The 17,432-nt window shown below is 64.8% G+C and carries 15 protein-coding genes; 8 read left to right on the top strand and 7 right to left on the bottom strand.

The window, feature by feature from the left end:
• Positions 1–5: 5 nt before the first annotated feature.
• Together KI243_RS18025 and KI243_RS18020 are read right to left on the bottom strand one after the other, a co-directional pair.
• Complete coding sequence (locus tag KI243_RS18025) at positions 6–1,121, bottom strand: alcohol dehydrogenase catalytic domain-containing protein (protein ID WP_017126043.1); 1,116 nt, start codon at positions 1,119–1,121, stop codon at positions 6–8.
• Between the two features lie 150 nt (positions 1,122–1,271).
• Entirely contained in the window at positions 1,272–2,282 is a 1,011-nt protein-coding gene (locus KI243_RS18020; RefSeq protein ID WP_017126042.1) for a substrate-binding domain-containing protein, read from the bottom strand.
• A gap of 338 nt (positions 2,283–2,620) precedes the next feature.
• On the opposite strand from KI243_RS18020, the gene rpiB reads away from it, so the two are divergent.
• Both rpiB and KI243_RS18010 read left to right on the top strand, forming a co-directional pair.
• On the top strand, positions 2,621–3,082 hold the full coding sequence (rpiB, locus tag KI243_RS18015; RefSeq protein WP_017126041.1) for a ribose 5-phosphate isomerase B: 462 nt from the start codon (positions 2,621–2,623) through the stop codon (positions 3,080–3,082).
• A 148-nt stretch (positions 3,083–3,230) separates the two neighbouring features.
• Positions 3,231–5,315 carry an EAL domain-containing protein gene (locus tag KI243_RS18010; RefSeq protein WP_177083068.1) on the top strand — a complete coding sequence of 695 codons (2,085 nt, stop codon included), beginning with the start codon at positions 3,231–3,233 and terminating at the stop codon, positions 5,313–5,315.
• On the opposite strand, the gene KI243_RS18005 is transcribed toward KI243_RS18010, so the two are convergent.
• Both KI243_RS18005 and KI243_RS18000 read right to left on the bottom strand, forming a co-directional pair.
• Complete coding sequence (locus KI243_RS18005) at positions 5,312–6,772, bottom strand: DHA2 family efflux MFS transporter permease subunit (protein WP_177083066.1); 1,461 nt, start codon at positions 6,770–6,772, stop codon at positions 5,312–5,314. The genes KI243_RS18010 and KI243_RS18005 overlap by 4 nt on opposite strands.
• A 161-nt stretch (positions 6,773–6,933) precedes the next feature.
• Positions 6,934–7,581 carry an NAD(P)H-dependent oxidoreductase gene (locus tag KI243_RS18000; RefSeq protein ID WP_177083065.1) on the bottom strand — a complete coding sequence of 216 codons (648 nt, stop codon included), beginning with the start codon at positions 7,579–7,581 and terminating at the stop codon, positions 6,934–6,936.
• A 97-nt stretch (positions 7,582–7,678) separates the two neighbouring features.
• Between KI243_RS18000 and KI243_RS17995 the strand changes: the two genes are divergently transcribed.
• Positions 7,679–8,533, top strand: a complete 855-nt coding sequence (locus KI243_RS17995) for a LysR substrate-binding domain-containing protein (protein WP_212809591.1) — start codon at positions 7,679–7,681, stop codon at positions 8,531–8,533.
• Positions 8,534–8,549: 16 nt separating this feature from the next.
• Here the strand turns inward: KI243_RS17995 and KI243_RS17990 are convergent, their stop codons facing one another.
• The 3 genes from KI243_RS17990 to KI243_RS17980 form a co-directional block, all read right to left on the bottom strand.
• Positions 8,550–9,482 (bottom strand): LLM class oxidoreductase, encoded by a 933-nt coding sequence (locus KI243_RS17990; protein ID WP_212809589.1) that lies wholly within the window; start codon positions 9,480–9,482, stop codon positions 8,550–8,552.
• A gap of 230 nt (positions 9,483–9,712) precedes the next feature.
• A complete protein-coding gene (tal, locus tag KI243_RS17985) occupies positions 9,713–10,633 on the bottom strand; it encodes a transaldolase (RefSeq protein ID WP_017126035.1) in 921 nt (306 codons plus the stop codon).
• Positions 10,634–10,764: 131 nt separating this feature from the next.
• Positions 10,765–11,658 carry a LysR family transcriptional regulator gene (locus KI243_RS17980; protein WP_017126034.1) on the bottom strand — a complete coding sequence of 298 codons (894 nt, stop codon included), beginning with the start codon at positions 11,656–11,658 and terminating at the stop codon, positions 10,765–10,767.
• Positions 11,659–11,787: 129 nt separating this feature from the next.
• Here KI243_RS17980 and KI243_RS17975 point away from each other — a divergent pair, with 129 nt between their 5' ends.
• The 5 genes from KI243_RS17975 (at position 11,788) to KI243_RS17955 (ending at position 17,359) form a co-directional block, all read left to right on the top strand.
• Positions 11,788–12,615, top strand: a complete 828-nt coding sequence (locus KI243_RS17975; RefSeq protein WP_212809587.1) for a MaoC family dehydratase N-terminal domain-containing protein — start codon at positions 11,788–11,790, stop codon at positions 12,613–12,615.
• A gap of 21 nt (positions 12,616–12,636) precedes the next feature.
• On the top strand, positions 12,637–13,800 hold the full coding sequence (locus KI243_RS17970; protein ID WP_177108543.1) for an acyl-CoA dehydrogenase family protein: 1,164 nt from the start codon (positions 12,637–12,639) through the stop codon (positions 13,798–13,800).
• Positions 13,801–13,810: 10 nt separating this feature from the next.
• Positions 13,811–15,160, top strand: a complete 1,350-nt coding sequence (locus KI243_RS17965) for an MmgE/PrpD family protein (protein ID WP_212809585.1) — start codon at positions 13,811–13,813, stop codon at positions 15,158–15,160.
• Positions 15,160–16,374 carry a CaiB/BaiF CoA-transferase family protein gene (locus tag KI243_RS17960; RefSeq protein ID WP_177118046.1) on the top strand — a complete coding sequence of 405 codons (1,215 nt, stop codon included), beginning with the start codon at positions 15,160–15,162 and terminating at the stop codon, positions 16,372–16,374. The genes KI243_RS17965 and KI243_RS17960 overlap by 1 nt, the downstream gene beginning before the upstream one ends.
• A gap of 172 nt (positions 16,375–16,546) precedes the next feature.
• A complete protein-coding gene (locus KI243_RS17955) occupies positions 16,547–17,359 on the top strand; it encodes a CoA ester lyase (RefSeq protein ID WP_017126029.1) in 813 nt (270 codons plus the stop codon).
• Positions 17,360–17,432 lie beyond the last annotated feature (73 nt).

The raw sequence follows: 17,432 nt of genomic DNA, 5'->3' as shown, positions 1-17,432 counted from the left end.
ACGGCTCAGGGTTCCAGTACGACTTTCAGGGAGCGATCGCCGCGCTCCATCACCGCGAAGGCATCCATGAAGTCCGCCAGGGCGAACTTGTGGGTCACCACGTCGCGCATGTCGATCTTGCGTTGGCCGATAAAGTCGATGGCCCGCGGGTACATGTAGGGCCCCAGGTGCGAGCCGAGCACATCCAGTTCCTTGCGGTCGCCGATGATCGACCAGTCCACCGTGGCCTCGTCGTTGAACACGCTGAATTCGACGAAGCGTCCGAGCTTGCGCAGCATCGCCAGGCCCTGGTTGACCGCCTTGTGATGGCCGGTGGCTTCGATATAGATATCGCAGCCGTAGCCGTCGGTAATGGCGCGGATCTTTTCCAGGACGTCCTCACGGGCCGGGTTCCACACTTCGTCGGCGCCCATGCGCAAGGCCAGTTCGGCGCGTTCGGGCTTCATGTCGAGGACGATCAGGCGCTTGGGGTTGCGCAGACGCACCGCGCCGATGATGCCCAGGCCGAGGGTCCCGGCACCGGCCACGACGACGATATCGTCGAAACCGACATCCGCACGATCGGCGGCATGCAGCGAACAGGCGAGGGGTTCGATCAGGATCGCCTCGTCCGGCGGGATGCTGTCCGGCACCTTGTGCACGATGCCTTCCCTGGTGAAGATCATGTACTGGGCCATGGCGCCCTGGACGTTGTTCTGGAAACCGTACAGGTCGTGTTTCTGGCACATCCAGTACTGGCCGTGGTTGCAGAAGCGGCAGCCCCAGCACGGCACGATCTGTTCGGAAATCACCCGGTCGCCGATCTTCACGCCACGTTTTTCCGCACCCGGGCCGAGGGCGACCACGCGGCAGACGAACTCATGGCCGGGGATCATCGGCGGCTTGACGTAGCGCGGTTGTTCGGCGTCGCCCCAGAACGACGGCGCGCCGCGAAAGGTCTTGATGTCGCCCATGCAGATGCCGCACAGCTCGACCTTGGTGAGAATCTCGTCGGGGCCGGGTGTCGGCACCGCGACTTCTTCCAGGCGGTAGTCCTCGGGGCCGTAGCAGACCACGGCCTGCATGGTGGCGGGGATGACCGGCTGGTCGTGGCGGGAAGGTTGCTCGATAACACGGGTCATGGCAGTGGACCTCGGAAAACGCGGGGTGACGGCGTGCGGCAGTGGTCGATCGGCCGATATGCACGGGCGATCACCGGCGCCGCGACGCGGGGGTGGCACCAGCCCGGTGACTGCGCGGGGCTGGGCTCGGTGGTTCCTGATGGCTCGGGGCTACTTGGCGGTGCCGGAAACCTGCAGGTACAGCGCGTCGGCATTGGCGTTGGTGACCGGCACCCATGGCAGGATGTAGGTCTTGTCGGTGCCGTCACCCCACTTCAGGTCCTTGGCGTAGCGCTGCCAGATCACTGACTGCGGCTTGTAGTCCTTGCCGACGAGGGTTCGCAGGGCCACGTCGAGAGCGCCCTGAGACTGCGCCTGGGCATCCTGCAGGAAGGTGGTGACTTCGTCTTTCTTCGCCGCCTGGATGGCATCGGGCATGCCGTCGATCGCGGTGATGGGGACGTCGTTTGGCGACAGGCCACGGGATTTCACCGCTTGCAGGGCACCCAGGGCCATGTCGTCGTTCTGCGCGATGATGCCGGAGATGCCGCCGTTGGGGTGGGCGTTGAGCCAGTCCTCGGTCAACGAAAGGGCTTCGGCGCGCGACCAGTTGGCGGTCTTCATCTCGATGACCTTGATGCCCGGGTTCTTCAGCAACACTTCGACTTCGCCCTTTTGCCGATCGATCTGCGCCGACTGGCCGATCGGGCCCTGGATGATCACCACGTTACCCTTGCCCTTGAGCTTGTCGACCATGGCCTGGGCCTGGAGGCGCCCGCCCTCGATATCGTCGTTGCCGATGTAGGGAACATTGGCGCTGGCGACCTTGGTGTTGGAGGCGATCACCGGCACGTCGCTTTCCTGGGCGCGGGCCACGGTGGCAACCCCGGCCTTGGTGTCGATCGGCACGAAGATGATCGCGTCGTAGTGCTGGGTGACCATGGTCTCGATCTGGTTGTTCTGGGTCAGGGCGTCGTAGTTGCCGTCGAACACGGTGATCTGCACCGTGCCGTCCTTGACCGCCGGGTGCTCCTTCAATTCGCGGACCCAGTTCTGCATGAACTGACCCTTGAGGCCATAGACGGCGGCACCGATCTTGTAGGTCTTGCCCTGGGCGAAGCTGACGCTGCTGGCGAGCAGGGAGACGGCCAGCAGGGCGAGTACTGTTTTACCTGACTTCATGGAGAACACCTTTATTGTTGTTGTCGTTCGTTTTTGGCGAAGGCAAATGGCGGGTCAGCGTTTTCTCTTGCTGTGAAATTCCTGTGGGTCGCAGCGTCATGTCTCGCTGTGAATCTATGTGTATCAAATGAAATTCTGATCAGTCAATGGGTTTTTGTTCAAAAAATTATGAAGGGCTGCCAAAGGCGGTATGTCGATGGTTTGCCCTGTTTTCTAGTGGCTAAAGCAAATCATGCTTGACAGTAGGGGGTGTAATGCCTGAGAAATGACTGATCAAATTCTCATATGAAGATCATATGATCAGTTTTTGCCTCATCACGGCAGCGGAGTGAAACGCCATGAATACAGCATTCTCGGTGGCCATCGGGTGTGACGAAGCGGGTTATGAGCTCAAGGAGGTGCTCAAGCGGTATATCGAGACCCTGGGGCATCCGGTTGAAGACTTCGGCACCCATTCGCTCGACCCGGTGCTCTATCCGGACATCGCCCTGGCCGTGGCCAATGCGATCAAGGGCGGCGCCCATCGACTGGGAGTGCTGGTCTGTGGCACGGGAATCGGCATGGCCATTTCCGCCAACAAGGTGTTCGGAATCCGCGCGGCCCAGGCCCATGACACCTATTCCGCCGAGCGCGCGCGCAAGAGCAACGATGCGCAGATCCTGTCCATCGGCGCGCGGGTGGTGGGCGCCGAGCTGGCCAAGAGCGTGGTCAAGTCGTTCCTGGAATCGGAGTTCGAGGCGGCGCGGTCCGGAGCCAAGGTCGAGCGCATCAATGCCATCGAGCGCGACGGGCACCCCTAGCCGGCATTCCCCGGCCTGCGGGCTCGCACCGGATGATGCAGCACGTCGCAGCGAATTTCTAAACCCGTGCGTTCGTAAATGAAGCAGGTACAATCCGGGGTTTTAACGGGCTGATATGCCGTCCGGTCCGCTGCTCCAGAGAATTTCGATGCTCATTGGTAGTTATTCCCCCGCGCTGGTCTTCATCTCGCTCTGTGTGGCGATCCTGGCCTCCTATACCGCCCTGGACCTGACCGGGCGCATTGCCACCGCCCGTGGCCGCGCCGTCTATCTGTGGATGGCCGGCGGCGCCCTGGCGATGGGCGTCGGGGTCTGGTCGATGCACTTCATCGGCATGCTCGCATTCCGCCTGCCGATCGAGCTCGGCTACGACGCGCCGCTCACCGCGCTGTCGCTGCTGATCGCGATCCTGTCCTGCGGTTTTGCCCTGTGGCTGGTCAGCCAGCCGCGCCTGCCGTTGTGGCAGCTGGCATTTGGCGCGCTGGTCATGGGTGCCGGTATCAGTGCCATGCATTACTGCGGCATGGCGGCATTGAAGATGCAGCCCGGCATCGACTACGACCCGACCCTGTTCAGTGCGTCGCTGGTGATTGCGGTGGTGGCCTCCGCGGCGGCACTGTGGATTGCCTTCCACCTGCGGCACAACACTCCCCATGTACGCCTGGCGCGCAGCGGGGCGGCGGTGGTCATGGGGATTGCGATTGTCGGCATGCATTACACCGGCATGGCGGCGGCGAATTTCGCCGAAGGCAGCTTCTGTGGCGCGGCTGCCAGCGGCCTGGCGCTGAAGGGCCTGGACCTGCTGGTGTTGGTGACCAGTCTGGCGGTGCTGTCGATCGCCTTGTTGACCTCGATCCTCGATGCCCGGCTGGAGGCGCGCACCGCCGATCTGGCCGATTCGCTGACCCTGGCCAACCAGGAACTGACCCAGTTGGCGCTGCATGACACCCTGACCGGCCTGCCGAACCGGGTGTTGCTGGCGGACCGCATCGACCAGGCGATGCACAAGGTGAGCGCCGATGGCGGCTGTTTTGCCCTGATGTTTATCGACCTGGATGGCTTCAAGCCGGTGAACGATGCCTTCGGCCACCACATGGGCGATCAGTTGTTGCGTGAAGTCGCGCTGCGCCTGCGTGAGGACCTGCGGACCCAGGACACCCTGGCGCGGATCGGCGGCGATGAATTCGTCCTGCTGGCGCAGCTGGCGGAACCGGACGATGCGCTGCAGGTGGCGTCACGCCAGGTCAATCTGCTGTCCCAGGCGTTCCGGGTATCCGGTCATGACCTGCAGATCTCCGCCAGCATCGGCATCGTGATGTACCCCGGCAACGGCCAGACCGCCGAAGAATTGCTGATGAACGCCGACGCGGCGATGTATCACGCCAAGGGCGCGGGCAAGAACGGCCACAGTTTCTTCGATGCCTCGATGAACGGTAATGCACGCAAGCAACTGCAATTGCTCCAGGATCTGCGCCAGGCGCTGGAGTGCGATCAGTTCCGCCTGCACTACCAACCCAAGTTCGATGCGCGGGGCGGCTTGCCCATCGGTGCCGAAGCCCTGTTGCGCTGGGAGCATCCCGAGCAGGGCCTGTTGCCACCCGACACCTTTATCACCCTGGCGGAAAAGAGTGGCCTGATCATCCCCATCGGCGAGTGGGTGTTGAACGAGGCTTGCCGGCAGATGCGGCTCTGGTACGAACAGGGCTACCAGCACTGGCGTATCGCGGTGAACCTCTCGGCCTTGCAGTTCTGTCATGGCGGCCTGGTCGCCAGCGTTGCCGGCGCCCTGGAGCGGCACCGGTTGCCGGCCAACAGCCTGACCCTGGAAATCACCGAAACCACCGCCATGAGCGATGCCGACGCGAGCATGACGGTGTTGCAGCAACTGTCGGACATGGGCGTGGACCTGTCCATCGATGACTTCGGCACTGGCTATTCGAGCCTGATGTACCTCAAGCGGCTGCCGGCCAACGAGCTGAAGATCGACCGCGGTTTTGTCCGCGACCTGGAGCACGACACCGACGACGCGGCGATCGTTTCGGCGATTGTCGCGCTGGGTCAGGCGCTGGGCTTGCGGATTGTCGCCGAAGGTGTCGAGACCGACATGCAGCAGGACTTCCTGACCCGGCTGGGCTGCGATTCCCTGCAGGGTTATCTGCTGGGGCACCCGTTGCCGGCCGATCGCTTCATGGCGGATATCAGCCGGGCCGAGCAGCAGAAGGTGCTGGGTTAATGACCGCTGACCAGCGGCGCCTCGCCGCCAAGGCTGCTGCCGGTTTTCGTGCGCATCAGGGTCGCGGCGATGCCGGCGCCCAGCGCGGAAAACAGCGCGCCCGCCAGGAAGGCTGCCTGATAGCCGTCATTGAGGGCATCCAGGGGCGGCAACCCGGCACTCAGGTGCAAGTGGGTGCGCGCCGCCGCGAGACTGGCGAGCGCGGCCAGGCCCAGTGCGCCGCCCATCATGAACGCGGTATTGACCACTCCGGACGCCAGGCCTGATTCGGATGGCGCGACATCGTTCATCGCTGCCAGCAGCAGCGGGTTGAACGCAATGCCGGCCCCCAGCCCCAGCAGCACCATGCCCGGCAGGATATGGTGCATGAAGGTGCCGTTCACAGGCGCCTGGGCAAACAGCAGCAGGCCGATGGTCGCCAGTGCCAGCCCTGCCGCGAGGGGCAGGCGGATACCGAAGCGCATCACCAGCCTGGCCGAGATACCCAGCGAGAAAACCGCCATGATCAGGTTCGCCGGCAGGAAGGCCAGGCCGACTTCCAGCGGCGTGTAGCCCAGCACCAGTTGCATGTACAAGGCCGAGAGGAAGAACCAGGCAAACATCGCCGCGGCCCAGAGCACGCCGACGACATTGGCGATGGCCAGGTTGCGCAGGCGAAACAGGCGCAACGGCATCAGCGGCACCCTGACCCGGGTTTCGATCACCAGGAAGGCCACCAGCAGGCCGGCGGCCAGGACCAGTTGCCCGACGGTGCGGGTCGAGCCCCAGCCCATCTCGTTGCCATTGACGATGGCGTACACCGCCAGCATCAGCGCGGCGGTCACCGTCAGGGCGCCGGCCACGTCGAGGTCGCGGGAGGGATGTTCGTTGAGGGTTTTCGACAGCAGGCGCAGGGACAGCAGGATCACCGCCACGCCGATCGGCAGGTTGACCAGGAAAATCCAGTGCCAGCTCAAGGTACTGGTCAGGACCCCGCCGAGCATCGCGCCCAGGCTGCCGCCGCCGGCACAGACAAAACCATAGACACCCATGGCCTTGGCGCGGTCGGCCGGTTCGCTGAACAGGTCCATGATCAGCGACAGGGCCACGGCGGTGACCACGGCAGCGGCCAGGCCCTGGAAGGCGCGGGCCCAGACCAGCACCGCCTGGGTCTGGGCGATGCCGCAGGCCAGGGAGGCCAGGGTGAAGAAGCCGATCCCCAGCAGGAACAGCCGGCGATGCCCGTACAGGTCGCCCAGGCGTCCTCCGAGCAGCAGGAAGCCGCCGAAGGTCAGCATATAGGCGTTCACCACCCAGGCCAGGGAGGTTTCGGAAAACTGCAGGTCGGTCTTGATCGACGGCAGGGCGACGTTGACGATGGTGGTGTCGAGCACAATCATCAGGACCCCGAGGCACAGCACGATCAGGGCGATCCAGCGTTGTCGGGCGTCGTGGGCAGGGGTATCGGGGGCAGTCATGATGATCTCTCACTGGGGCAGGCGCGAGAGTGTAGGCACCCGCGGGTGCCGGGCTCAATGGTGAGATTGTAGTGGGGTTGTGAAGGGTTGTTGCAAGGATGTAAGCGCATCACCCGGGGGCGTCAGTGCAAGGATCTGCCGATGACGCCGGGGTGAGTTCATCAGCGTTGTCCGGCCAGCCTGTCCGCCAGGGCATGCGCCTGTTCCGCGCCCGCGCGGCGTGATGCTTCATCCATGTCCTGGCCGAGCAGGGTCTTTTCGACCGTCACCGAATGCACCTCGGTAATCCCGACGAATTGCAGCCATGCCTCGACATAGGGTTTCTGGAAATCGAAGCGTTCGGCGGGGGTGGCCGATTGCGCGGAAAAGTCCAGGCCGCGGGCGTAGGTGACCACGGCGATCCTGCCGCCGAGCAGGCCTTCGAGCCCGCGCTCGGGACCGAATTCGAACAGGATGCCCTTGTGGGACACCAGGTCGATAAAGTGCTTGAGCTTGTAGGGAATGCCGAAATTCCACAGCGGCACCGACAATACGATCAGATCGGCCTTGAGCAGGGGCGCGCCGAGTGCCTCCAGTCGTTGCCACGCTTCGGCCTGTTCCGGGCTCAGGGCGAGGCCGGCAAGGGCGGCGTACTTGGCGTCCATGGCGGGCTGGTCGAGGTCCGGCAACGGCTCGCTCCACAGGTCCAGGGTCATCACTTCGGTTGCGGGGCGGTGGTGCCGGTAGCGTTCGATAAAGCCGTGGGCCGCTTCGAGGGAGGCGGAGCGGTGTTTGCGCGGCGAGCATTCGATATGCAGCAGGGTGGTCATGACGGCCTCGGTTCGGTGGGAGGAGGCGGACATTGCAACATAGTTGTTTTCATTCTATAAATCGTAAATATATGAATGATTGATCACAGTTATCACTATGTTTGACCCCTTGCTGTTGCGCACCTTCGTCGCCGTGGTGGATGAAGGCGGTTTCACCCGCGCCGCGGAGAAGCTGCACCTGACCCAGTCGGCGGTCAGCGGGCACCTGCGTCGCCTGGAAGGCCAGGTCGGCAAGCCTCTGCTCAAGCGCACCACCCGTTCCCAGCAGATGACCGGGGAGGGGGAGCGGCTGATGACCTATGCGCGGAGCATTCTTTCCCTCAATCGCGATGCCTGGGCCGAACTCACGCGCTCGCCGTTCCAGGGCCGGGTGCGGATTGGCGTCTCGGAAGATTTTGCCGAACCCCGGTTGTTGCGCGCGGTGCAGGAGTTTGCCGCGCAGTACCCGGGCATCGACATCGAAGTGCAGGTGAATATTCCGGGCACGCTACTGGGGCTGATGGCGCAGGGGGAGCTGGAGCTGGTCATCGGCTCCTTGTGCGAAACCCGCCAGGCCGGGCAACTGCTCTGGCAGGAACCCCTGGTCTGGGCCGCTTCCGCCCAGGCGTCGACGACCTTGCCCACGCCCTTGCCGCTGGCGCTGTTCCCCGAGCCCTGTCCGTATCGCGAGGTGGCGCTGACCCGGCTGGCCCAGGCCGGCATCGCCCAGCGCACCGCGATGCTCTGCACCAGCAACAATGCCTTGCGCGCCGCTGCCGTATCGGGATTCGCCGTGGCCCCGATGGCCTTGAGCCAACTCGGTCCGGGCTTGTCGATACTGGGCCCCGAATCAGGACTGCCGGCGTTGCCTGACGCGGAGTTTCGCCTGTTCGCCTCGCCGCAGGCCGATCAGGCCATTATCGCGGCCCTCGGCGAAGTGATCGTGGCGTACTGCACGGCACGACGGAGCTGATCGGGGCAGGTGGGACTCAACGCGGGTCGTGAAACATCGGCAGCACGTGTTCCGCCAGTTCCTCGATCACCTCGTCCAGGGGGCGTTCGCTGTAGCGCAGATGCAGTCCGACATGCTGCACGCCGACCTCGCGCAGTGCCTGCAATTCATCGATCAGGGCCAGTCGTCCGGCGCGCCCGCCAAACCGCAGGCGCTGCATCGGCGCGTGGGGATTGGCCGCCAGGTCGAGGTGGAAGAAGGTGACATAGGGTTTGTCGTCGCCGACTTCGCGCCACAGGCCGACGCGCCGACGATGGTCTTCCGGGGTGCCCGGGTAGCTCAGCCAGCCGTCCATATGCTCGCCGATCCAGGCCGGCGATTGCTGGCCGAGACCCGCCACCAGCAGCGGCAGGGCTTGCTCGGGTCGTGGCAGCAATTGTGCACCCTCGGGCAGGCGTTCCCGGCCCTGGCTGCGGAGCAGTTCGACGGTGTCGCGGAACGATTCGCCACGCTGCTGGTAATCGACACCGAACAGCGGGTATTCCATCGGCCGGTCGCCGCTGGCGACACCCAGCAACAAGCGGCCGCCGCTCAGGTGGTCGATGCTGTTGGCGGCCTTGAGGGTCAGCCAGGGCTGGCGCAGCGGCAGGACCACGGCGGCGGTGCCGAGCATGATCTTGTCGGTGATGCCGGCCAGGTAGCCGAGGTAGGAGAAGGTTTCGAAAACCTGGGCCGCGTCGCCGAAATTCGGGTCGTAGACCGGCACGTCGCGTACCCACAGGGCGCGGAAGCCGGCCTGGTCCGCCGCACGGGCGAGCTGGGCATGGAGGGCCAGGTCGGGAACGCCGAAGGGGCGTTGCTGTTCGTTGCGCGAGCGCTGGCCGTGACTGGACCAGTCATTGTCCAGGGGCAGTTCGAGACCGATGGAGAATTGCTGGCTGCCGAGCAGTCGTTGAAAGCGAGGTTGCATGACACGGGCCTGTAGGTGACTGGAGATGACAGCCAGTATCACAGGGCTCGTTTGTGAGAAAAATGCAGGAACAGGAACAACGCTTTTGCGTTCAGGGCAAAGCACCATAGATCGTTCCCACGCTCCGCGTGGTAACGCAGCCCGTGACGCTCTGCGTCACAAGAGCGGACGCAAAGCGTGCACAAAGGTATTCCCACGCGGAGCGTGGGAACGATCATCAGTGGCAGGGATTACCTGGAGAGCAGGGCTTCCAGTTTTTCCTGGTCGCGGGCGAACTGGCGAATGCCTTCGGCCAGTTTCTCGGTGGCCATGGCGTCTTCGTTGGAGGCCCAGCGGAATTGCGCCTCGCTCAGGTTCAGGCGCGCTTCGCCGGCATTGCCCGGAGCCAGCTTGCGGGCCAGGGTGCCCTGGTCCTGGGCCAGCTTCTCCAGCAGGTCCGGGCTGATGGTCAGGCGGTCGCAACCGGCCAGTTGTTCGATCTGGTTGATATTGCGGAAGCTGGCGCCCATGACCACGGTCTTGTAGTCATTGGACTTGTAGTAGTTGTAGATGCGGGTCACCGACTGCACGCCCGGATCGTCGGCACCGGTGTATTCGTTGCCGGTGGACTTCTTGTACCAGTCGTAGATGCGGCCCACGAACGGCGAGATCAGGAACACCCCGGCATCGGCGCAGGCGGCGGCCTGGGCGAAGGAGAACAGCAGGGTCAGGTTGGTCTGGATACCGGCCTTTTCCAGTTTCTCGGCGGCACGGATGCCTTCCCAGGTGGACGCCAGCTTGATCAGCACGCGGTCACGGCCGACGCCGGCCTTGTCATACAGCTCGATCAGCTGGTTGGCCTTGCTCAGCAGGGCGGCTTCGTCGAACGACAGGCGGGCATCGACCTCGGTGGAGATGCGCCCCGGAATCGCCTTCAGGATGCCGCTGCCGACCGACACGGCAAAGTGATCGCAGGCCAGGCCGACATCGCCCTTGGCGTGGGCCACGGCGCTTTTCAGCAGCTCGGCGTAACCCGGCAGCGCCGCGGCCTTGAGCAGCAGGGACGGGTTGGTGGTGGCGTCGACCGGCTTGAGGCGGGTGATGGCGTCGAGGTCGCCGGTGTCCGCGACCACGGTGGTGAACTGCTTGAGTTGTTCCAGCTTCGAAGTCATGAGCGTCTCTGTCGGGAAGGGCGTGGATCAATGCACTGATTGAGTGCCTGTGGCGTAAAAAGTTCTGTCGGGGGAATATCCCAAGAATGCCGCCGAACGCAGGTGTTGTGCAACCCAAAACGTCGGACAATTCATGCGGGCGTCGTCGGCATCAGGGTCGCGATCAGGGCCCGGATGGTGCCGGGCAGGGCCTCCAGTTCACGCACCAGAATGCTGCGTTCGCGGATCGCCCAGGGTTCGTCGAGGGCCACTGTCACCAGTTGCATGGTCCGGCTGTGCCGCAGGGCGGCGGACTCGGGAATGATGCCGATGCCCACGCCGGCCTCGACCATCCGGCAGATCGCTTCGAAGCTGGAGACCTGGATCCGCAGCGACAGCGTCTTGCCCAGTCGCTCGACGTGTTCGCGCAGGAAACTCAGCAGGGTGCTGCCTTCATGCAGGCCGATATGCTGGTAGGCCAGGGTCTTGCCCAGTGTCACCGATTGCTGGGTCGCCAGCGGATGATCCACCGGCACGATCAGCACCAGGCGGTCGGTGCTGAAATGCATCACCTGCAAGCCGCTGGCCTCCACGGGGCCGGCGATGATGCCCATGTCGCTGGTGCCGTCGAGCACGCCGCGCACGATATCCCGCGACAGGCGCTCCTGCAGGTCCACCGTCACCCCGGGGCGTTTCGAGAGGAACCCGGCGAGCACCTCCGGCAGGAATTCGGTGACCGCCGTGGTGTTGGCGAAGATCCGGATATGTCCGGCGGAATCGCCGCCATAGCTGGTGAACTCGCTTTTCAGGTAGTCGACCTGGCGCATGATCAGCCGCGCATGTTGCAGCAGCCGCTGGCCCGCCGGGGTCACTTCGACGCCGCGACTGTCGCGGTACAGCAGGCGGGTGTCGAGCTGCGCTTCCAGGGCCTTGATCCGCGCGCTGGCGGCGGCCGGCGAAAGAAAGGCACGCCTGGCGCCCTGGGTCAGGCTCGGCGATTCGGCGATATGGATGAAGAGACGCAAATCCGCCAGGTCGAAATGCATGGGCGACTCCAGTCAACGGCTAGGCGTTCAGCATAACTGAACGCCGGCTTATTGAAATGCAAATTCTCGGAACGGCGATCAACTTGCATCATCGGCACACAACGACAATCGGTAAGGGGAAACCTTCCAATGAGTGTGACGGATCTGAGTGCCTGGCTGGGACGGACCGAAGAAGCCCACGACCAACTGAGTCGCAACCTGCTCAAGCGGATTGCCGCGACCTTTGGTGAAAGCGCGCCTTCCCACGGCGAAGCCCTGCCGCCGCTCTGGCAGTGGTGCTTTTTCCAGGATCCGGTGGCCGAGAGCCAGTTGGGCGGCGACGGTCACCCGGCCCGCGGTGGCTTCCTGCCGCCGGCGGACAATCGCAACCGCATGTGGGCCGGTGGTCGCCTGGAGTTCTTCCACGACCTGCGCGCCGGTCACGATGCTACCCGGGTCTCGACCATCACCCGGATCGAGGAAAAGCAGGGACGTACCGGTTCGCTGCTGTTCGTCACCGTGCAGCATGAGTATTCCCAGGATGGCCGGCTGGCGATCCGCGAGGAACAGGACATCGTCTACCGCGAACCCACGCCGCCCAAGCAGGGCAGCGGCGAGGCGCTGGTCGAAGGCGAGTGGCGCGAAGCCATCGAGCCGACACCGACCCTGCTGTTCCGCTACAGCGCCGTGACCTTCAACGGCCATCGCATCCACTACGACTACCCCTACGTCACCGCCACCGAAGGTTATCCGGGCCTGGTGGTACACGGGCCGATGATCGCCACCCTGAACCTGCGGGCCTTCTGCCAGGCCCATCCCGAGGCGAACCTGCGGCGCTTCGCCTATCGCGGCTTGCGCCCCCTGATCGCTCCGCAGCCCTTCGAGGTCGGCGGGCGGATCGTCAGCCCCGGCGTCGCCGAACTCTGGGCCGGCAATGCCGGCGGTATCGCCCAGCGCGCCGAAGTGCACTTCGACTGACAAGAAAAAGGACATCCACCGATGAATCCGAATCACAACGAAGAACTCAATGCCATCCGCGAGGGCGTGCGCGCCCTGTGCGCCGAATTCGATGCCGCCTACTGGCGCAGGATTGATGAAGAGAAGGGGTTTCCCGAAGCCTTCGTCAAGGCCCTGACCGACGCCGGCTGGCTGTCGGCAATGATTCCCGAAGAGTACGGCGGCTCCGGCCTGGGCCTGGCCGAAGCCTCGGTGATCCTCGAGGAAGTCAACCGCTGCGGCGGCAACTCCGGCACCGTGCACGGCCAGATGTACAACATGTTCACCCTGTTGCGCCACGGCAGCGAGGCACAGAAACGTTTCTACCTGCCGAAGCTGGCCAGCGGCGAGTTGCGCCTGCAATCGATGGGGGTGACCGAGCCGACCACGGGCACCGACACCACCAAGATCAAGACCACCGCGATCAAGCGCGGCGACAAGTACGTGATCAACGGCCAGAAGGTATGGATCTCGCGGATCCAGCACTCCGACCTGATGATCCTGCTGGCCCGCACCACGCCCCTGGCCGAGGTCAAGAAGAAGTCCGAAGGCATGTCGATCTTCCTCGTCGACCTGCGCGAAGCCATCGGCAACGGCCTGACCGTGCAGCCGATCGCCAACATGGTCAACCACGAGACCAACGAACTGTTCTTCGACAACCTCGAACTGCCGGCCGACAGCCTGATCGGCGAGGAAGGCAAGGGCTTCAAGTACATCCTCGACGGCCTCAATGCCGAGCGCACGCTGATTGCCGCCGAATGCATCGGCGACGGTCGCTGGTTTATCGAGAAGGCCAGCGCCTATGCCCGCGACCGCGTGGTGTTCGGCCGGCCCATCGGCCAGAACCAGGGCGTGCAGTTCCCGATTGCCGAGGCGCATATCGAGATCGAGGCCGCCGACCTGATGCGCTGGCGCGCCTGCGAGGAGTACGACTCGGGCCAGAACGCCGGGGCCAGCGCCAACATGGCCAAGTACCTGGCGGCCAAGGCCTCCTGGGAAGCCGCCAATGCCTGCCTGCAGACCCACGGCGGTTTCGGCTTCGCCTGCGAGTACGACGTCGAGCGCAAATTCCGCGAGACCCGCCTGTACCAGGTGGCGCCGATCTCCACCAACCTGATCCTGTCCTACGTGGCCGAGCACCTGCTTGAACTGCCACGCAGCTTCTGAGGAGCACGCCATGAGCCATACCCGAGTCCTGGCCGCCTTCCTCGCCGAGCTGCGTTACGAGCAGGTGCCCGAGGCCGTGTTCGAGCGCACTGAAGACCTGTTCCTCGACTGGCTGGCCTCGGCCCTGGCCAGCCAGGGCGCCCATCCGATCCCGCTGTTCGAGGCCTATGCGCGCAAGATGGGCCCGGTCTGCGGTCCGGCGCGGATCCTGGTCAACGGCCAGAGCAGTTCGGCGTACTTCGCCGCCCTGGTCAATGCCGCCTCGTCCCATCTGGTGGAGCAGGACGACCTGCACAACAGCTCCGTGCTGCACCCGGCCACCGTGGTCTTCCCGGCCGCCCTGGCGGCAGCCCAGGACCTTGGCAAGTCCGGTCGCGAACTGCTGCTGGCATCGGTTGCCGGCTACGAGGCGGGGATTCGCATCGGCGAGTTCCTGGGGCGTTCCCACTACCGGATCTTCCACACCACGGCCACCGTTGGCACCCTGGCAGCCGCCGTGGCCGTGGGCAAGCTGATGGACTTCGACGAGGAACAATTCATCAACCTGCTCGGCAGCGCCGGCACCCAGGCCGCCGGGCTCTGGGAGTTCCTGCGCGATGCCGCCGACTCCAAGCAACTGCACACCGCCAAGGCCGCCGCCGATGGCCTGCTGGCCGCCTACCTGACCGCGGACGGCCTGACCGGTGCGCGCAATATCCTCGAAGGCGACCAGGGCATGGCCGCCGGGATGTCCAGCGATGCCGACCCGACCCGGTTGTCCGACCGCCTGGGCAGTCGCTGGGCGCTGGTGGAAACCTCGTTCAAGTTCCACGCTTCCTGCCGCCATACCCATCCGGCCGCCGATGCGCTGCTGGACCTGATGTGGCAGCAAGGCCTGGAGCACCAGCAGATCCGGCACGTGGAAACCCGCGTGCACCAGGGCGCCATCGACGTCCTGGGACGGGTCAAGGTGCCGCAGACCGTGCACCAGGCCAAGTTCTCCATGGGCACCGTGCTCGGCCTGATCGCCGTGCATGGCAAGGCCGGCTTGCCGGAATTCCACCAGTTGTCCCTGACCGATCCGGCTGTCTCGGCCTTTCGCGACAAGGTCAGCATGACGCTCGACCCCGAGGTCGACGGTGCCTATCCCCAGCGCTGGTTGGGCCGGGTGCGGGTCACCACGATCGACGGCCGCACGCTGCACGGGGCGATCGACGAACCCAAGGGCGATCCGGGCAACAGCCTGTCGCGGACCGAACTGGAAGACAAGTTCCGCCGCCTGCTGCAGTTCTCCGGCGCGCGCACACCCGAGCAGGGCGAAGCCCTGATCCGCCAGGTCTGGGACCTGCGCAACACCACTGATCTGAAGGAGCTGCGCTGATGAACACGGCAGCAGGCAACACCCCGGCCCCCCGTCCGCTGGACGGCATCACCGTCATCAGCCTGGAACATGCCATCGCCGCGCCGTTCTGTACCCGGCAACTGGCGGACCTCGGTGCGCGGGTGGTGAAGATCGAACGTCCCGGCAGCGGTGACTTCGCCCGTGGCTACGACCAGCGGGTGCGCGGCCTGGCCTCGCATTTCGTCTGGACCAACCGCTCGAAGGAAAGCCTGACCCTGGATCTCAAGCAGGACCAGGCCGGCGACATTCTCGAAGACCTGCTGGGCCAGGCCGACGTGCTGGTACAGAACCTCGCACCGGGGGCGGCCGCGCGCATGGGCCTGTCCTTCGAGGCGCTGCACGAGCGTTTTCCGCGGCTGATCGTCTGCGATATCTCCGGTTATGGCGAAGGCGGTCCCTATGAAAAGAAAAAGGCCTACGACCTGCTGATCCAGAGCGAAGGCGGCTTCCTGTCGGTGACCGGCGGTCCGGGTGACGACCAACTGGCCAAGGCCGGCTGCTCCATCGCCGATATCGCCGCCGGCATGTATGCCTACAGCGGCATCCTCTCGGCGCTGTTGCTGCGGGGCAAGACCGGAGAGGGCAGTCGGGTCGACGTCAGCATGCTGGAAAGCCTGGTGGAGTGGATGGGCTACCCGATGTACTACGCCTTCGATGGCGCGGCGCAGCCACCACGGGCCGGCGCGGCGCATTCGACGATCTATCCCTACGGCCCGTTCCCGGCGGGCGATGGCGGCACGGTGATGCTCGGCCTGCAGAACGAGCGCGAATGGGCGGCGTTCTGCGACAAGGTGCTGCTGATGCCGGAACTGGCGGTGGATGAGCGCTTCTCGGCCAACTTCAAGCGCTCGGCCAATCGTGAAGTGCTGCGCCAGATCATCGTCGACAGCTTTGCCCGGCTCAGCGTCGAGCAACTGATCGCCCGGCTGGAAGAGGCGCAGATCGCCAATGCCCGGGTCAACGACATGCAAGGCGTATGGGATCACCCGCAGCTCAAGGCGCGCGATGGCTGGCGTGAAGTCGACAGCCCTTCGGGGAAACTGCCGTCGCTGCTGCCGCCGGCGCGCAATGCCGCCTTCGTGCCGCGGATGGACGCGGTGCCGGGGCTGGGCCAGCACACCGAGGCGATTCTCGGCGAACTGGGTTTCTCCGCCGAGGCGGTGGAGCAGTTGCGGGCGGGTGGGGTGGTCTGATTGATGTGCTGCTCTCACTGGCCTCTTCGCGGGCGAGCCCGGCTCCCACAGGTTTTATGCCGTTCGCAGGATTTGAGTCCGACTCGAACCTTGTAGGCGCCGGGCCTGCCCGCGAAGAACGATAACGCGGCCTCCCGGATACCCCGCACAACCGAACAACAAGGACCATGACATGTCTTCATCCATTGCCCGCTCCGCGCTTTTCGTGCCCGGCAGCCGTCCCGAGCGTTTTGCCAAGGCCCTGGCCAGTGGCGCCGATGCGGTGATCGTCGACTTCGAGGATGCCGTCGAGGAACCGCTCAAGCGCATCGCCCGCGATCACCTCGGGCAGTTCCTCACGGCCAACCCCCAGGCCCGGGTCCTGGTGCGCGTGAATGCTCCGGATCATGCCGAACACAGGGCCGACCTGGCCTTCTGCAAACAGCATCCCGGTGTGGCCGGCGTGCTGCTGCCCAAGGTGGAAAGCGCCGCCCAGGTCCAGGCCGTGGCAGATACCGGCAAGGCGGTCTGGCCGATCATCGAAAGCGCCCGTGGACTGTTGGCCCTGGCGCAGATCGCCGCGGCACCAGGGGTCGAGCGCCTGTCCTTCGGCGGTCTCGACCTGGCCCTGGACCTCAACCTGAGCAGCGGTTCGGCCGCCGCGCAATTCGCCCTCGACCAGGCGCGCATGGCGCTGATCGTCCACTCGCGGGTCGCTGGCCTGGTGGCGCCGCTGGACGGCGTGCATCCGGCGATCGATGATCCCGAGGGCCTGCGCCAGTCGATTCGTCACGCCTACGAGATGGGTTTTGCCGGGGCCTTGTGCATTCATCCCCGCCAGGTCCCGGTGATTCATGCCGCCCTGGCCCCCAGCGCCGAGGACCTGGCCTGGGCGCAACGGGTGGTGGATGCCGGCAGTCACGGCGCCGGCGCCTATCAGGTCGACGGGCAGATGGTCGACGCGCCGGTGCTGCTGCGGGCGCGTCGTTTGCTGGCGTTCGTCTGAACCGAACGCAGGTACTCAAAATTCGAAATTCACTACACGCATTGCTTTAGGCAACCTGCCTGACAACACAACA

Source organism: Pseudomonas sp. Ost2, assembly GCF_018326065.1.
GTDB classification, from domain to species: Bacteria; Pseudomonadota; Gammaproteobacteria; order Pseudomonadales; family Pseudomonadaceae; genus Aquipseudomonas; species Aquipseudomonas gingeri.
This window is presented reverse-complemented; position numbering and strand designations above follow the sequence as displayed.